Genomic DNA, 15,197 nt, shown 5'->3' with positions numbered 1-15,197 from the left:
GGCGGGGCCCCGGACCGGTGTGGCTGTGCGGTGTCGGTGCACGGTCGGAGGCTCGATAGGTGTGAACTCCCCCTGGGGCGCGGTGTGTTGGGTGCCAGGGTGGAATCGGGAGAAGCCTGGGAGATAGTCGTGCAGCGCTCTTGCGTCATCGATCCGCCCCCGGATTTTCACCGGCAAATTGTCGTACGCGGCGGCCATATCGGCGCACATCGTGTCCCCGGCCCGCGCCGGCGCCTTGCGTGGCGGCAACACCGCTGCTATTGCGCGGCGTTCGCGGAAGGTTACGTCCGTGTGCCATACGTTCTTGAGCGTAGGTACGTCGCCGGCTGTCTTGTCAAACCGCACCACCTCCTTCGAGTCGCCGGGGGGTCAGGGGCGGACGGTCTCCAACACCCGTCAAATGACGGGGAATTGGCGTTGTGTGGGGAGGGGCGCAGGTGCTGTCCGTGGTGGAGCGGCACGTTCCACTCCGGCGGTGCCTGTGGGGGTGAGAGAGGGGCCGGGAGAGGTGCCGATGAGGGGGTGTCCGTTGAGGGGTGTCCGGTGAGGGGGGTGTGTGCGGTGTGGGGCGGCGGGCCCTGTGGTGCGTGCCGGCTGCGGGAGGGGGGAGGGGCGTTCCTCAGTCGTCGATCCCGCTGCGTTCGACGCCCGCCACGATGTACCGCTGGAGCAGCAGGAACACGACGACCAGCGGAACGATCGAGATGCCGGCCGCCACGAACAGTTCGTGCAGGTTGAGGTTCTGGGCGGTGGTGAAGGTGGAGAGCGCGACCTGGACCGTCCACGCCGACTGGTCCTGGCCGATCACCAGCGGCCACAGGAAGGCGTTCCAGGCGCCGATGAAGACGATCGTGCCGACCGCCGCGAAGACCGGCCGGGCGTTGGGCACCACGATGCGCCAGTAGGTCCGCCAGTAGCCGAGGCCGTCGACCCGTGCCGCGTCCTCCAACTCCTGGGGGAAGCCGAGGAAGTACTGCCGGAAGACGAAGCAGGCGAAGGCGCTGAAGAGCGTGGGGACGACCAGGCCCCGGAGCGTCGAAATCCAGCCGAGCGTCGAGACCAGGACGAAGCTGGGGACGAAGGTCACGGCCGCCGGGACCATCAGCGTGCCCAGGATCGCGTAGAAGACCACGGAGGCGTGGCGGTACGGGATGCGGGCCAGGCCGTAGCCGGCGAGTGAGGCCAGGACGACCGTGCCGACCGTCGTCGACACCGCGATCAGCGAGGAGTTGAGCAGTGCCCGCGCCATCGGGAGATTCGGGTCGGTGAAGACCTCGGACAGGTTCGACCAGTGGAGGCGGGAGGGGAAGAAGGTCCAGCTGGGGGCGGTGATGTCGGATTCGCTCGCGAGTGCGTTGCGGAGGAGGAGGTAGAACGGGATGAGGAAGAGGAGGGCCAGGGCCACCAGGAGTACGGCGCGCAGGGCTCGTCCGGCTCTGGTCAGTGCGTCCTGCATTCCGCTCAGTCCTCCTTGCGGCCGAGGCCGAACCAGCGGGCCTGGACGACGGTCGCCAGCGCGATGATCAGCGCCAGGATCACCGCGCCCGCACTGCCCAGTCCCAGGTTCTGGTCGCGGCCGAGTGCCGTGTAGTAGAGGTAGACCAGGGGCGGACGGGCGTACGGCGGATATCCCCGGGCGTCGCTCAGCAGGTTGTAGAACTCGTCGAACGCCTGGAACGCGTTGATGACCAGGAGCAGCACGACCGCGACCGAGGTGGCGCGCAGCTGCGGGAAGGTGATGTGGCGGAACACCTGCCAGCCGGGCCGGGCCCCGTCCATGGCCGCCGCCTCGTACAACTGCGGGGAGATGCGCTGGAGTCCGGCGAGGAAGAGAATCATGTAGAAGCCGGCCTGCAGCCACAGCCGTACGGTCACGATGACCAGCCAGTACCACGGTGGGCTGGTGGTGGACAGCCAGGCCGTCTGGTCCGCCCCGAACCATCCGAGCACGGTGTTCGCCAGTCCGAAGCGCACCCCGTTGAAGAGCGACAGCTTCCAGATCAGCGACGCCACGACATACGAGCAGGCGGTGGGCAGGAAGAACACCGAGCGGAAGAAGGCCCGCGCGAAACGCAGCCGGTTGACCATCAGGGCGAGGGACAGTGAGAGCGCGTAGGTGGCCGGCACGATGAACGCGGTGAAGAGCAGGAACGTGCCCAGGCTGCTGAGGAAGTCGTCGTCGCCCAGCATCGCGGTGTAGTTCCCCAGGCCGACGAAGTCGGTCGGGTTCACCGTGTTGTGTGCGTTGAAGAAGCTGAGGTAGAGGCTCCACAGCAGCGGTACGTAGGTGAACAGCGCGAGCCCGATGGCGAACGGGCCGACGAACACCCAGAACCACAGGTTCCGCCGCTGCGGGCCGAGCAGCCGGGCCGGCCGGGGCGACGCGCCGCCGTTGCTCGTCGGGCTGGGGATCGTCGGGCTGTTGCCGGTCGTCGTCACTTTTTCCTGACCCGCTGGAGTTCGGCGTTGACCTTTCGCACCACGGCCTTCAGCTCGCTCTCCGGATTCGCCCCGTCCTTGATGATCCTGCTCAGCGCGTCCTGGTACGCGTTGCGGTCCGGGGTGGTCCACAGGAGCGGTTCGGCGTAGCCGTGCTCCGTCGCGAGACGTACCGCGTCCGCCGCCGCACCGTCCTGCAACTGCCTGGCCCCTTTCGCGAGCGAGCGCCGGGCCGGGATGTGGAAGCCGTACGACAGCGCGAAGTCCCGCTGGAAGTCGGTGCGGTCCACCCACAGCCACTTCGCGAACGCGGTGGCCGCCGCCCGGTGCCTGCTGCGCGCGCTCACCGCCGACGCGTACGCCCCCACCGGCACCGACGGCTTGCCACCCGCCCCGTCCTTCGGGAACGGCAGCACCCCGAAGTCGTCCCCCAGCGCCTTCCTGATCTGCGGCAGTGCCCACAGCCCCGACCACTGCATCGCGGTCAGCCCCTGCACGAACGCCGCCGGATCGGACCAGTCCGTGGGAGCCCCCAGCAGCAGCGACCCGTCGGCGTACAGCTGCCGGATCTTGGCCAGCACCCGGGCGGCGGCCGGGTCGTCGAAGCCGACCTTGCCGTCGTCGCCGATCAGGCTGAGCCCGGCGGCGAACAGCGGCGTCCCGCCGAGCACCCCCACGCCGCCGTCGTTGCCGAGGAAGAGCCCCTTGACCTTGCCGGTGGTGAGCTTCTTCGCCGCGTCCACCAACGCGTCGACCGTCTGCGGCGGTTGCACCCCGGCGTCCCTGAGCAGGCTCTTGCGGTAGTAGAGCAGCTGGGTGTCGACGGTCTGCGGGATGCCCCAGATCTTGTCCTGCCAGATCTTCGGGGCCAGTACCGCCTGGTGGAAGTCGTCCTTGACCGGTGCGACGACATCGGTGAGATCGGCCACCTGGCCGCCCTGGATCTGTTCCAGCGTCGGCCCGTTGACCTCGAAGACGTCCGGACCGGCATCGGTCAGCAGCGCCGCCGCGGTCTGCCGGTCGTAGTCCCCCGGGCGCCACTGCACGGTGACGTCCGCCTTCTTGTACGCCGCGGCGTACCGCTTCACCGCCTGCTGTGTCCCCGGCTCCCCGTACTGGTGGTACCACTGGCTGAGCGCCGGCCCCGAACCGCCGCCGCCCCGGCCGGTGTTGGATCCACACCCCGCCGCCAGCGCCCCGGCGAGCGCCACACCACCTCCGGCGGCGAGCAGCCGCCGTCTGCCGATATCCGTCATGGCAGGTACTTTGCCGCACCGGCGTGACGCGCGCATTGCCTCCGTACGAACCGGTCCGCCGGGCGTGGCCGACACTCCCTCGTCCGGCGGGCTTCCACGGTCCGTAGCGGACCGGTGGCACAGCGGCGCGGAAGTGCTTGAATGGCCTGTGCGTGCCGTCCTGACCGGAGGTGGTCGACCATGCTCGCCCCGCACAACCCGGCACAAGCGGTCCTCCATGAGGACGTCCACACCTATCCGCCGCGCCCCGAGAGCATCGCCCTGGCCCGGAACCGCGCGGCCCGGCTCGCGGGCGACTGGGGGCAGTGCGAACTGGCCGAGGACGTCCGGCTGTTGGTGTCCGAGCTGGTGACCAACGCGCTGGTGCACGGCCGGGTGCGCGGCCGGCACGTCCGGGTGCGGCTGACGCTGACCGCGGCGGTGCTGCGGATCGCGGTGACGGACGCGCGGGGCGAGCGGCTGCCGAGTGTGGGAGAGCCCGGGCCCCGGGTCCCGCACGGGCGCGGGCTGCGGCTGGTCGGGGCGTTCTCGGACCGCTGGGGCGTGCGCGTGCTGGGGGTCGGCAAGACGGTGTGGTGCGAGCTCGCGGCGCGGGGCGGCTGATCGCTCCGGGCGGCGGCTCCGGCCGGTCTGGCCGCCGCCCGGAGCGGTGCTCCCGTTACGCGGTCGCCAGGCGGAACCGCAGCCGGCAGATCACCGCGTCGGTGTCGCGCCGGACCGCGTGGGCGACCACCGCGCCGCGCTGGTTCTGCAGGAGGCGCTGCCACAGGTGGGCGGGTTCGACCTCGGGGATGAGGACGGTGACCCGGGTCCCGGGATGATGTTCCGTCAGGTGCCGTACGTAGTCGGCGATCGGGCGGCCGATGGAGCGGGTCTGGGAGGGCAGTTCGAGGAGGTCCACGCCGGGGTTCCAGAGTTCCCAGTCGCGGCGCAGGGCCTCGGCGGCGGGGCGGTCCTCGGGGGTGGCGTAGGTGACGGTGACGGCCACCACCTCGTCGCCCAGGGAGACCGCCGCGTTGAGGGCCTCGCTGGTCAGGCGGGAGAGGTGGGAGACCGGGACGATGACCAGGGAGCGGGTGCGGCGCGGGGTTTCGGGGACGCGGCCCAGGCCGAGGCGGGCGCCGATCCGGTCGTAGGCGCGGTGGACGGCTTCGAAGGCGACGACCAGCACGGGCAGCGCGATGACGATCAGCCAGGCGCCCTCGGTGAACTTGGTGGCGGTGACGACGATCGTCGCCGCGGCGGTGAGCACCGCGCCGAAGCCGTTGAGGAGGGCCTTGCCCTGCCAGCCGGCGGAACGTTCCAGCCACCAGTGGCGGACCATGCCGACCTGGCAGATGGTGAAGCCGACGAACACGCCGAGGGAGAAGAGCGGGACGAGGGTGTTGACGTCGCCGCCGGAGAAGACGAGCAGCGCCGCGGAGACCGCCGCCAGGACCAGGACGCCGTGGCGGTGGACCTGGCGGTCGGCCTTGAGGCCGAAGACGTGCGGCAGGTAGTTGTCGCGGGCGAGCAGGCCCATCAGGACCGGCAGGCCGCCGAAGGAGGTGTTCGCGGCCAGGGCGAGCAGCACCATGGTGGCGAACTGGACCACGTAGAAGGCCCAGTTGTGGCCGAGCGAGGCGTCCGCGAGCTGGGCGAGGACGGTGACGCCGTCGACGGGCTGGAGGTGGAAGCGGCCGATGAGCACGGAGAGGCCGATCAGCATCACGCCGAGCAGGGCGCCGAGGGCGACCTCGGTGCGCTGGGCGCGCTTGGCGCGCGGGGCGCGGAAGGACGGCACGGCGTTGGCGACCGCCTCGACACCGGTCAGCGCCGAGCAGCCGGACGCGAACGCCTTCAGGAGAAGCAGCGCGCCGACGGCGGTGGCGTTGTGGGCGACGACCGAGGCGTGGCCCTGGGCGGTGAGGGTGGAGGCCGGGGTGTCCCGGAAGAGGCCGACGACGACCATGGCCAGGATGGCGCCGATGAAGACGGCGGTGGGGAGCAGGAACGCCTTGGCCGAGTCGACGATGCCGCGCAGGTTGATGCCCGTGACCAGGACCAGCACGGCGAGGCAGATCCACACGCGGTCGGCGTAGAGGGAGGGGAAGGCGGAGGTGAGGGCCGCGACGCCCGCGGTCACCGAGACGGCGACGTTGAGGATGTAGTCGAGGATGAGGGAGGCGGCGGCCACCAGGGCGGTGCGCCGGCCCAGATGGGTGCGGGCCACCGCGTACGAGCCGCCGCCGTTGGGGAAGGCGGCGATGACCTGGCGGTAGGAGGCCACCAGGACGGCGAGCAGGGCGGCGATGGCGAGGGTCACCGGGAGGGTGAAGCCCAGTCCGTGGGCGCCGGCGGCGGCCAGCACCAGCACGATCGACTCGGGCCCGTAGGCGACGGAGGCCATCGCGTCGAGGGAGAGGGCGGCGAGGCCCTGGGTTGCGGTGAGGCGGTGGCGTTCGACGGCCGGGTCGGGGCCGTCGGCGGACCGCGGGGCGGTGCCGGTCGCCGGATCCGGCGGTTGTTCGGGCCGGTTTGCGGGCTGGGACACCGTCGACATGGTGCGTCGTACCTCCGTGCGGCGTGGCGGGACCCGCTCAGCGTGTGGGGCACTTCGGCGGGTGGCGAGCGGCCTTGGCGGGGCCTTGGCGGGCGGTGCCGGGATCTTCACGGGTTTTTGACGGGGGCGGGGGTGAAATGTGACCGGCGTCATGGCAGTCTGCGGTCCGCGCATGGCGTCCGTGTGGCCTCCGCATCAATGGTGCGTCAGTGCGGCGTCAAGGTTCGCGGATGCGGTGTCAGTGCCGTGTCAACCCCGCTACCGCTCCGGGGCCGCCGCCCTAGCTTCTGGCGCATGGGACGGCGACCGGGCCCGGGGCCCGACTCCGCGAAGGACAGGGACGGCGGCGACGATGAGGGAGGACGAGCCGGTGGGACACGGAGCGCACGACCGGCGGTTCCCTCACCCGCGCTGCGCCCTGGGGCGGCGGTCGCCGACGACCGCACCTGGCGTCCGGAGCTGCGGGCGGCACTCGGCTGGGCGGCCGGACTCCTTGCCGTCATGCAGCTGGTCGACCTCGCCAACGGGACGCTCACTCCCGGTCGGGGAGTGTGCTGGACGTCCGTCGCGCTGGTGCTGTTCGCGGTCCTCTACCCGCCACACGTGACGGCCGGCGCGCACTGGCTGGCCTCCCGGGGGCTGCTGCGCACCCGGCGGGTGGACACCGACCTGCTGGTGCTGGTGCGCCGCAGCGACGGGGTGGCCCCGCGGCTGGTGCTGCGGGACGCGCTGGGCGGCCGGGTCGAGATCGACACCCGGACGCTGACCGCGAACCCCGTGCTGTGGCATCTGCTCGACCAGGGCGTGTGCCGGTCCCGCGAGCGCGGGCTGCTGCGGTGCGGTGCCGGTCCGCTCCAGGAGCTGGCGGACCGGATCGACGGTGCGGGCGCGCGGGCGGTGTTCGAGGCGTCGGGCCTGCTGCCGTAGCGCGTGCCCTGCCCGGGGTCCGTCAGCGGGCCGCGGCCGGCACCGCGAAGTCGTGGCGCACGCCGGTGAGTTGCTCCGACGCCGTCCACAGCGCCTCGGCGGTGCGGCCGTTCGCCGTCCACGGGGCGCGGAAGGAGCGGGCCGGGGCGCCGCGCAGACCGCTGCGCGGGCCGATGAAGGAGTCCGGCCGCATGTGCGGGGCGGTGGCCGCGCAGAGGGTGCCCAGCGCCCCGCCATCCGCGGGCTGTCCGATGAGGCGGGTGCCCAGGTCGATGGCGCGCTCGGCGGACCTGCGGCCTTCCATCCTGACGCCCGCGGTCTGGAGGTTGGTGGCCGCGTAGCCGGGGTGCGCGGCGGCGACGACGACCCCCGAGCCGGCCGCGGCCAGCCGCCGGGCCAGCTCGTGGGTGAAGAGCAGGTTGGCGCTCTTGGAGCGCGCGTAGGCGGTCCAACGGCCGTAGGGGCGCTCGCTGTTGAGGTCGCCGAGGTCCACGTTCGCCAGGGCGTGCAGCATGCTGGAGACGGTGACGACCCGGGCGCCGGGCGTGGCCAGCAGCCGGGGCAGCAGCAGCCCGGTCAGTGCGAAGTGGCCGAGGTGGTTGGTGCCGAACTGCATCTCGAAGCCGTCGGCGGTGGTGCGCCGCGGCAGCGCCATCACGCCGGCGTTGTTGACGAGCAGCCCGAGCCGGTCGCCGTCGAAGTCGTCCAGCCCGGCGGCGAAGTCCCGTACGGAGGACAGGTCGGCCAGGTCGAGCCGCCGGAACTCCGCCTCGGCGGTGGGGACTTCGGAGCGCAGCCGGTCCAGGGCGGCGGCGCCGCGCTCGGTGCTGCGGCAGGCCAGCACGACCCGGGCGCCGCGCCGGGCCAGTTCGCGGGCGGTGACGTAGCCGATACCGCTGTTGGCTCCCGTGACGACCGCCGAGCGGCCCGTCTGGTCGGGTATGTGGCTGGTGTTCCACCGGGTCACGCCGTACTCCTCGGTAGGGGGGCACCAGCGTACGCCCCGGGGCTCGCCCGTCAGGGGCCGCTCCCCGGGTCGCCGCCGCCCGCCTCGGCCAGCCGCTTGATCGCCGCGAGGCGGCCGTCCCAGTCGGCGGCGATGCGGTCCATCCACCGGGCGGTGATCCCCAGTTGCTCGGGTACGACCCGGTAGCGCGCCTCCCGGCCCGCCCGGCGGCCGGCGACCAGTCCGGCCCGGTCCAGCACCCCCAGGTGCTTGACGACGGCCTGCCGGCTGACCGGCAGCTCCGCCGCCAGGACCGTGGCGGTCGCCTCGCCGTGCGCGGCGAGGGCGTCGAGGATCCGGCGCCGGGTGGGATCCGCGAGCGCGGCGAACACCTCCGTCGCCGCGTCGGCGCCGGCGTCCGGCCCGCCCGCGGATCCCACCGCGCGCCCCCGCCCCCTGTCGTCGGTCATGCCGCGAGCCGCTCCGCGTACTGCTTGATGTCCTTGGCCTTGCCGGTCCAGCCCTCGCTGTGGCTCTCGTACGAGGCGAACGGCTCGCGCTCCTCGGGGATGACGAGGGAGGCGAAGCCGGTCTCGGTCACCCGCAGCCGGGTGCCGCCGCCCTCGGGGGTGAGGGTGAACTCGACGAGGGTGGCGTTGTCCTCGGTCGCCACCTGGCCGGGGTGGCCGCTGGCCCAGCGGTAGGAGAAGCGGTGCGGCGGTTCGACCGTCACGATCGTGGTGTCGAACTGCCCGTACTGGCCGTGGTCGAGGTGCATGATCCCGCCGGGCCGCAGGTCGACCGGGGTCGGCGCGCCCTGGCCGAACCACGAGCCGACGTGCTCGGGCTCGGTGAGCACCGCCCAGACGCGCTCCACGGGGGCGTCGATGGTGATCTCCCGCTCGATGCGGTTCCGCTCGGGGTCGTCGGGGTGTCCGGTGGGTTCGCTGTGCGTGGTCATGGGGTGGCCTCCCGCCCGTTCTGGTGTGCCTTACGTGCTACTCGATGGTTGCACGTGGCGGCGGGAGGTGCAACCCGAGGGTTGCGCATTGGTCCTCCGGGGCAGGGGCGGGCCGGCCGCCCCTGCCCCGGAGCGGTCATCAGGCGTCCGGGCCGCCGGCCGCCGCGCCGTCCATCCGGACGCGGTAGACGGGGACCGAGGCCGCCGGGTCGTCCAGACACTCCCCGGTCTCCAGGTCGAAGCGCTGCTTGAGCAGCGGCGACGCCACGAACGGTCGGTCCGCGGCGGATCCGGTCAGACCGCGGGAGAGGACCTGTGCGCCGGTGAACGGGTCCTGGTTGCCGATCGCGTACGTCCGGCCGCCGCGGTCCACGAACACGGCCGCCTGGGACCCGTCCGGGAGCAGGGCGGCGACGCCGCGCCCGGGGGTGAGGTCGCCGAGGGTGCAGACGGCGAGCCAGCCCTCGGGGCCGAGGATCTCGACGGTCGGGGAAGGGGCGGTGGTCGCCGGGGAAGCGGCGGTGGCGGTGGTCATCGTGCGGAGGTCCCTTCCAGGGTGCGAACGGGCAGGGTCGGGCCGGCCAGCAGCGCCGGGTCCGGCTTCATCTGGTCGCGCTCCGGTACGAAGCGGACGGACGGATCGGGGGTGCCGGGCGCGTTGACGAAGGAGACGAAGCGGCCCAGCCGCTCCGGGTCGGCGAGGGTCTCGGCCCATTCGTCGCGGTAGTGGGCGACATGGGCGGCCATCAGCGCCTCCAACTCGTCGCACAGCCCCAGCGAGTCGTGGACGACGACGTCCCGTACGTGGTCCAGGCCGCCCTCGATCCGCTCCAGCCACGCCGAGGTCCGCTCCAGGCGGTCCGCGGTGCGGATGTAGAACATCAGGAACCGGTCGATGAGCCGGATCAGTTCGGCGTCGGACAGGTCCTGGGCGAGCAGGTCGGCGTGGCGCGGGTCGGCGCCGCCGTTGCCGCCGACGTAGAGGTTCCAGCCGTTGGAGGTGGCGATGACGCCGAAGTCCTTGCCGCGGGCCTCCGCGCACTCCCGGGCGCAGCCGGAGACCGCGGACTTCAGCTTGTGCGGGGAGCGCAGGCCCCGGTAGCGCAGCTCCAGGTCGATCGCCATCCGGACCGAGTCCTGCACGCCGTAGCGGCACCAGGTCTGCCCGACGCAGGACTTCACGGTCCGCAGCGCCTTCCCGTACGCGTGCCCGGACTCGAAGCCGGCGTCCACCAACCGGGCCCAGATCACCGGGAGCTGGTCGACCCGGGCACCGAAGAGGTCGATCCGCTGACCGCCGGTGATCTTCGTGTAGAGGCCGAAGTCGCGGGCCACCTCCCCGATGACGATCAGCTTCTCCGGGGTGATCTCGCCGCCGGGGATGCGCGGCACGATCGAGTACGAGCCGTTGCGCTGGAGGTTGGCGAGGAAGTGGTCGTTGGTGTCCTGGAGGGCGGCCTGCTCGCCGTGCAGCACGTATCCGTCGGCGCCGACCGCGGGGGCCAGCGACGCGATGATCGAGCCGACGGCGGGCTTGCAGATCTCGCAGCCGTCGCCGGACCGGGCCTCCGGGCGGCCGTGCGAGTCGAGGAGTTCGGCGTAGCTGTTCAGCCGCAGGGTGCGGACGATCTCGTAGAGCTCGGCGCGGGTGTGCGGGAAGCAGCCGCACAGGCCGGTGTCGACGGCGACGCCGCCGGCCGCCAGCTCGTCGTTGACGAGGGTGGTGAGCGCCTTGACGCAGGAGCCGCAGCCGGTGCCGGCCTTGGTGCACTTCTTGACCTGGGGGACGGTGGTGCACTCGTGCTCGGTGACCGCCGAACGGATCGCGCCCTTGGTGACGTTGTGGCAGTTGCAGACCACCGCGTCGTCGGGGAGCGCGGACGGGCCGAGCGCCGCGGGCGCACCGGCGCCGGCGGGCAGCACCAGCTGCTCCGGCGCCACCGGCGGCACGCTCCCGGTCAGCGGACGCAGCATCCCGTACGAGTCGGCGTCGCCGACCAGCACCCCGCCCAGCAGCGCGCCGTCCGCGCCGATCACCAGCTTCTTGTAGACACCGCTGCGGGAGTCCGCGTAGACGACGTCCAGGCAGCCCTCCGTGGTGCCGTGCGCGTCGCCGAAGGACGCCACGTCGACGCCGAGCAGCTTGAGCTTGGTGGACAGGTCGGCGCCGGTGAAGCCGCTGTCCTTCCCGGCGATGGCGTCGGCCGTGGTCCGGGCCATGTCGTAACCGGGCGCCACCAGGCCGTAGACCCGGCCGTCGACGGCCAGCGCGCACTCGCCGATCGCGTGTACCGCCGGGTCGCTGGTGCGGCACTGCTCGTCGACGACGATGCCGCCGCGCTCGCCGACCGCCAGCCCGCAGTCCCGGGCGAGCTGGTCGCGGGGCCGGACCCCGGCCGAGAAGATCACCAGGTCGGTCGCTATCCGCGACCCGTCGGACAGCTCCATACCGGTCACCGCGCCGCTCTCGTCCGCGGTGATCTCCTTGCCGCCGACGCCGGTGTGCACCTCCAGGCCCATCTCCTCGACGGTGCGGCGCAGCGCGCTGCCGCCGCCCTCGTCGACCTGGAGCGCCATCAGCCGCGGGTTGAACTCCACGATGTGGGTGCGCAGTCCGAGCCCCTTGAGGGCGCCGGCCGCCTCCAGGCCGAGCAGCCCGCCGCCCACGACGACACCGGACTCGGCGGTCTTGGCGTAGTCCTCGATGGCGAGCAGGTCCTCGATGGTGCGGTAGACGAAGCACCCGTCGCTGTCCTTGCCCGGCACCGGCGGCACGAACGGGTACGAGCCGGTGGCGAGCACCAGGGTGTCGTAGCGCACGGTCAGCCCGGAGCGGGCGGTGACGGTGCGGGACTCCCGGTCGATCGTCTCGGCCGGGTCGCCGATGTGCAGCTCGATGCCGTGCCGGTCCATGAAGTCCGGGGCGGTCAGGCTCAGTTCGTCCGGCGTGCGCCCGGCGAAGTACGAGGTCAGCTGGACGCGGTCGTACGCGGGGCGGGGCTCCTCGCACAGCACGACCACCCGCGCCCGCTCGGTGACCCCGCGCTCGGCCAGCTCCTCCAGGAAGCGCTGGCCGACCATGCCGTGTCCGACGAGGACGATGGTGGGGCGGGCGGTGTCGTGGGTGCCGGGTGTTGCCGGGGTGGCGGGTGCGGCCATGATCAGAAGCCTCCGTCGGTGGTGAGCAGGTGGAGCAGCGGAGCTGCGGGGAGCTGTTCGTCGCCCTCCCAGGTACGGGCGAGCGCGCCGACAGTGCCGAGATCGCCGAGGAGGATGCCGCCGACCAGCCGGTCGCCGCGGACGACGACCTTCCGGTAGGCGGTGCGGGTGGCGTCCGCGAGGCGTATGACGTCGTCGCCGGGGAGCGGGGTGGTCCGGCCGAACGTGGCCAGGTCGAAGGGGGTGGATCCGGTGGGGGCGGATCCGGTGGCGGGGGCGCCCTCGGCGGCGAGGGTCAGCCGGGTCAGCAGGCGGGTGCCCGTATAGACCGGGGTGGCGGGTTCCGGTGCGGGTGCCGCGCCGGCCGGTACGGGAGCGGGGGATGTGGGGGCGGCCAGCACGCGGGCGAGTACATCGGCCTGCTCCTGTGCGGCGCCCGCCAGACCGTAGACCGTCCCCCGGTGCTCGGCGCAGTCGCCGACCGCGTGGATCCGGGGGTCGGAGGTACGCAGCGAGTCGTCGACGCGGATGCCCCGGCCGACGTCCAGCCCGGCGGCGTCGGCGAGCCCGGTGCGCGGGCGCACCCCGCAGGCCAGCACGACGAGTTCGGCGTCGAGCCGGAAGCCGTCCGCCAGCTCCACTGCCCGGACCCGGCGGGCGGTGGGCTCCGCCGCGTCCGGCACCGCGGTCTCGATGCCGCGGACCCGGCACTCCGTGTGCACCTCGATGCCGAGCGCGGTGAGGTGGTCGCGGAGCAGCGCCGCCGCCCCCGGATCGAGCTGATGCTCCATCAAGTGCTCGCCTTGGTGGGCCAGTACGACCTGGGCACCACGCGCGGCCAGCGCCCGCGCCGCCGACACCCCGAGCAGCCCGCCGCCGATCACCACGGCCGGCCCGCCGGGCCGCGCCGCCGCGGCCAGCGCCCGGCAGTCGTCCAGCGTCCGGAACGGATGCACCCCGTCCGGCAGATCGTGCCGCCCCGGGGCGAACAGCCCGCGCAGCGGCGGCAGTACCGGGTTGGCGCCGGTGGCCAGCACCAGCACGTCGTACCCGACCTCCCGGCCGTCGTCGCACCGCACCCGGCACGCCTCCCGGTCGATCGCCTCCGCCCGTACGCCGCCGCGCCAGTCCACCCCGGCGCCGGGCGCGGGCAGTTCGATGACCTGCGGCGCATAGCGGCCGGCGAGCACCTCGGCGAGCAGCACGCGGTTGTACGGCGCGGACGGCTCCTCGCCGATGACGGTGAGGGCGCCGGGAGCCACGCCGGCCCGTGCGGCGGTCAGCTGCCGTACGAGCCGGGCTCCGGCCATACCGCCGCCGATCACCACCACTCGTGGCGCCGTGCGCTCCCGCGTTGTCGAGGTCATGCCGGTCAGCCTGCGGCGCGCCTGTTACCCGCCCGCATCCCCTCTGTTTCCCCGGCGGAACGCTGCGCTCAGCGGGCGCCCGGCGCCGGTGTGAGGCGCAGGGGTCACCCGAAAGCCCTGGTCACGGGCCCCGGGGCGGCGGCCGGGCGGTCACGGCGACCGCCGGAAGGGCGACTGTGACGGCCACCACGACGCCGCCCGGCGCTCGCGCTCCGCCCTCCTCCGCGGTGATCCGGGTGACTACGTTGACCCCATGCCCCCCACCCGCCCGCGGCCCCCGATCCGCACGGTCGTCCTCGCACCCTTCACACGGCGCGAGCTCGGCGCGGTGCTATGCGCCCTGCTGGGGCCGGTGCTCGCACTGCCCGGGGCGGTGCTGGTGGCGACCGGGCTGGCGCTGGGGGCAGTGCTGTCGTGGACGGCGCTCGGGCCGTGGCTGATCGCATTGAGCGTACGGGCCGCGGTGGCGCTGGGGGACGCCCAACGGGGGCTGGTGCGGCGGCTGCTGGGGGAGGCGATCGAGCCGGCCGGACGGAGGTGGGAGCCCGGGGTGTTCGGCTGGCGGCGGGCGGTGCTCGGCGACCCGGCCGGCTGGCGGGCGGTGGGCTGTGCGCTGCTCGCGCCGCTGACCGCACTGCCCCCGTTGCTCGCCGTCGTCCTCGGCTATGTATACGGGCTGCTGGCGCTCACCCACCCCGTGCTGCGGCGGTGGAACTACTTCACCCTCCGCGGAGCGGACGGTTCCGTGCGGAAGGTGGGGCTCCAGATCCACGGTGTGGAGTTCGACAGCTGGCCCAGGTGGCTGCTGGTGGTCGCCGTCGGGGCGCTGCTGGTGCTCGGCGCGCCCTGGCTGGTGCGCCGGGCGGGCGCACCGCACCGGACGCTGCTGCGGGCGCTCCTCGGGCCGAGCGCCGCGGACGCCCGGATCCGCACGCTGGAGGAGACCCGGGCGCAGGCCGTCGACGACGCCGCGGCCACCCTCCGCCGCATCGAACGCGATCTGCACGACGGCACCCAGGCCCGCCTCGTCGGCCTCGGCATGCACCTCACCCTGATCCGCGAACTGCTCACCAAGGACGCCGACCGGGACCGGCTGCTGGCCGTCGTGGCGCGCGCCCAGGACAACGCCACCCAGGCCATCGCCGATCTGCGGCACCTCGTCCGCGGCATCCACCCGCCGGTCCTGGACGAGGGGTTGGCCAGCGCGCTGGCCACCCTCGCCGCCGACGCCCCGCTGCCGGTGGCGCTCCACACCCGGATCGAGCAGCGGCCCAGCCCCGCGCTGGAGTCCATCGCCTACTTCTGCGCGGCCGAACTGCTCGCCAACACGGTCAAGCACAGCGGGGCGGCGGAGGCGGCGATCGAGGTGCACGGCGACGCGGACGGACTGCGGCTGACCGTACGGGACGACGGGCGCGGCGGCGCGGTGGTCGGCGCCGGCAGCGGGCTGACCGGGCTGCTCGGCCGGATCCGCACCGTCGACGGCACGCTGACCTGCGACAGCCCGGCCGGAGGGCCTACCGTTGTCGCGGTCCGGCTCCCGTACCCGGCCCACCGCCCCGACCACTGAGCGGCCCGACCGCCAAGAGGCCCGACCACC

At 73.3% G+C, this 15,197-nt stretch carries 13 protein-coding genes and 1 pseudogene; 3 read left to right on the top strand and 11 right to left on the bottom strand.

Annotation, left to right across the window (positions count from 1 at the left end):
• Positions 1-39 precede the first annotated feature (39 nt).
• The 4 genes and pseudogenes from ACO1BR_RS08845 to ACO1BR_RS08830 form a co-directional block, all read right to left on the bottom strand.
• A pseudogene (locus ACO1BR_RS08845) lies at positions 40-345 on the bottom strand (TauD/TfdA dioxygenase family protein); the annotation flags it as partial.
• A 274-nt stretch (positions 346-619) separates the two neighbouring features.
• The gene (locus ACO1BR_RS08840) at positions 620-1,456 is read right to left on the bottom strand and encodes a carbohydrate ABC transporter permease (RefSeq protein ID WP_426794466.1); all 837 of its coding nucleotides are present in this window, start codon (positions 1,454-1,456) and stop codon (positions 620-622) included.
• 5 nt (positions 1,457-1,461) lie between these two features.
• Positions 1,462-2,412 carry a carbohydrate ABC transporter permease gene (locus tag ACO1BR_RS08835; protein WP_426794506.1) on the bottom strand — a complete coding sequence of 317 codons (951 nt, stop codon included), beginning with the start codon at positions 2,410-2,412 and terminating at the stop codon, positions 1,462-1,464.
• Between the two features lie 23 nt (positions 2,413-2,435).
• Entirely contained in the window at positions 2,436-3,695 is a 1,260-nt protein-coding gene (locus tag ACO1BR_RS08830) for an ABC transporter substrate-binding protein (RefSeq protein ID WP_426794465.1), read from the bottom strand.
• 180 nt (positions 3,696-3,875) lie between these two features.
• Here ACO1BR_RS08830 and ACO1BR_RS08825 point away from each other — a divergent pair, with 180 nt between their 5' ends.
• Complete coding sequence (locus ACO1BR_RS08825) at positions 3,876-4,298, top strand: ATP-binding protein (RefSeq protein ID WP_426794464.1); 423 nt, start codon at positions 3,876-3,878, stop codon at positions 4,296-4,298.
• A 55-nt stretch (positions 4,299-4,353) separates the two neighbouring features.
• Here ACO1BR_RS08825 and ACO1BR_RS08820 read toward each other — a convergent pair whose 3' ends face one another.
• Positions 4,354-6,237 (bottom strand): APC family permease, encoded by a 1,884-nt coding sequence (locus ACO1BR_RS08820; RefSeq protein ID WP_426794463.1) that lies wholly within the window; start codon positions 6,235-6,237, stop codon positions 4,354-4,356.
• Positions 6,238-6,531: 294 nt separating this feature from the next.
• Here ACO1BR_RS08820 and ACO1BR_RS08815 point away from each other — a divergent pair, with 294 nt between their 5' ends.
• A complete protein-coding gene (locus tag ACO1BR_RS08815; RefSeq protein WP_426794462.1) occupies positions 6,532-7,164 on the top strand; it encodes a hypothetical protein in 633 nt (210 codons plus the stop codon).
• A 22-nt stretch (positions 7,165-7,186) separates the two neighbouring features.
• Here the strand turns inward: ACO1BR_RS08815 and ACO1BR_RS08810 are convergent, their stop codons facing one another.
• The 6 genes from ACO1BR_RS08810 to ACO1BR_RS08785 all read right to left on the bottom strand — a co-directional run bounded on the left by ACO1BR_RS08810 (position 7,187) and on the right by ACO1BR_RS08785 (position 13,597).
• Positions 7,187-8,131, bottom strand: coding sequence for an oxidoreductase (locus tag ACO1BR_RS08810; protein WP_426794461.1), 945 nt, complete (start codon positions 8,129-8,131; stop codon positions 7,187-7,189).
• A gap of 50 nt (positions 8,132-8,181) precedes the next feature.
• Entirely contained in the window at positions 8,182-8,580 is a 399-nt protein-coding gene (locus tag ACO1BR_RS08805) for an ArsR/SmtB family transcription factor (protein WP_426794460.1), read from the bottom strand.
• Positions 8,577-9,071: an SRPBCC family protein gene (locus tag ACO1BR_RS08800; protein ID WP_426794459.1), complete on the bottom strand. Its 495-nt coding sequence runs from the start codon at positions 9,069-9,071 to the stop codon at positions 8,577-8,579. The genes ACO1BR_RS08805 and ACO1BR_RS08800 overlap by 4 nt, the downstream gene beginning before the upstream one ends.
• A 139-nt stretch (positions 9,072-9,210) precedes the next feature.
• On the bottom strand, positions 9,211-9,606 hold the full coding sequence (gene nirD, locus ACO1BR_RS08795) for a nitrite reductase small subunit NirD (RefSeq protein WP_426794458.1): 396 nt from the start codon (positions 9,604-9,606) through the stop codon (positions 9,211-9,213).
• Positions 9,603-12,230 (bottom strand): nitrite reductase large subunit NirB, encoded by a 2,628-nt coding sequence (gene nirB / locus ACO1BR_RS08790; RefSeq protein ID WP_426794457.1) that lies wholly within the window; start codon positions 12,228-12,230, stop codon positions 9,603-9,605. The genes nirD and nirB overlap by 4 nt, the downstream gene beginning before the upstream one ends.
• Positions 12,231-12,232: 2 nt before the next feature.
• Complete coding sequence (locus ACO1BR_RS08785; protein ID WP_426794456.1) at positions 12,233-13,597, bottom strand: NAD(P)/FAD-dependent oxidoreductase; 1,365 nt, start codon at positions 13,595-13,597, stop codon at positions 12,233-12,235.
• Between the two features lie 253 nt (positions 13,598-13,850).
• On the opposite strand from ACO1BR_RS08785, the gene ACO1BR_RS08780 reads away from it, so the two are divergent.
• Complete coding sequence (locus ACO1BR_RS08780) at positions 13,851-15,167, top strand: sensor histidine kinase (protein WP_426794455.1); 1,317 nt, start codon at positions 13,851-13,853, stop codon at positions 15,165-15,167.
• The last annotated feature ends 30 nt before the right edge of the window (positions 15,168-15,197 follow it).

The organism is Streptomyces sp. YGL11-2 (genome assembly GCF_050054615.1).
In the GTDB taxonomy this organism is placed as follows: Bacteria; Actinomycetota; Actinomycetes; order Streptomycetales; family Streptomycetaceae; genus Streptomyces.
Note: the sequence above shows the minus strand (reverse complement) of the source record. Positions and strands in the feature narration are given on the sequence as shown.

What these genes read in the sequence shown, in the direction of transcription:
- ACO1BR_RS08780 (WP_426794455.1), top strand. Translation starts at nt 13,851, where the DNA reads ATGCCCCCCACCCGCCCGCGGCCCCCGATCCGCACGGTCGTCCTCGCA.
- ACO1BR_RS08820 (WP_426794463.1), bottom strand. Translation starts at nt 6,237, where the DNA reads ATGTCGACGGTGTCCCAGCCCGCAAACCGGCCCGAACAACCGCCGGAT.
- ACO1BR_RS08805 (WP_426794460.1), bottom strand. Translation starts at nt 8,580, where the DNA reads ATGACCGACGACAGGGGGCGGGGGCGCGCGGTGGGATCCGCGGGCGGG.
- ACO1BR_RS08825 (WP_426794464.1), top strand. Translation starts at nt 3,876, where the DNA reads ATGCTCGCCCCGCACAACCCGGCACAAGCGGTCCTCCATGAGGACGTC.
- ACO1BR_RS08830 (WP_426794465.1), bottom strand. Translation starts at nt 3,695, where the DNA reads ATGACGGATATCGGCAGACGGCGGCTGCTCGCCGCCGGAGGTGGTGTG.
- ACO1BR_RS08840 (WP_426794466.1), bottom strand. Translation starts at nt 1,456, where the DNA reads ATGCAGGACGCACTGACCAGAGCCGGACGAGCCCTGCGCGCCGTACTC.
- ACO1BR_RS08785 (WP_426794456.1), bottom strand. Translation starts at nt 13,597, where the DNA reads ATGACCTCGACAACGCGGGAGCGCACGGCGCCACGAGTGGTGGTGATC.
- nirD (WP_426794458.1), bottom strand. Translation starts at nt 9,606, where the DNA reads ATGACCACCGCCACCGCCGCTTCCCCGGCGACCACCGCCCCTTCCCCG.
- nirB (WP_426794457.1), bottom strand. Translation starts at nt 12,230, where the DNA reads ATGGCCGCACCCGCCACCCCGGCAACACCCGGCACCCACGACACCGCC.
- ACO1BR_RS08815 (WP_426794462.1), top strand. Translation starts at nt 6,532, where the DNA reads ATGGGACGGCGACCGGGCCCGGGGCCCGACTCCGCGAAGGACAGGGAC.
- ACO1BR_RS08800 (WP_426794459.1), bottom strand. Translation starts at nt 9,071, where the DNA reads ATGACCACGCACAGCGAACCCACCGGACACCCCGACGACCCCGAGCGG.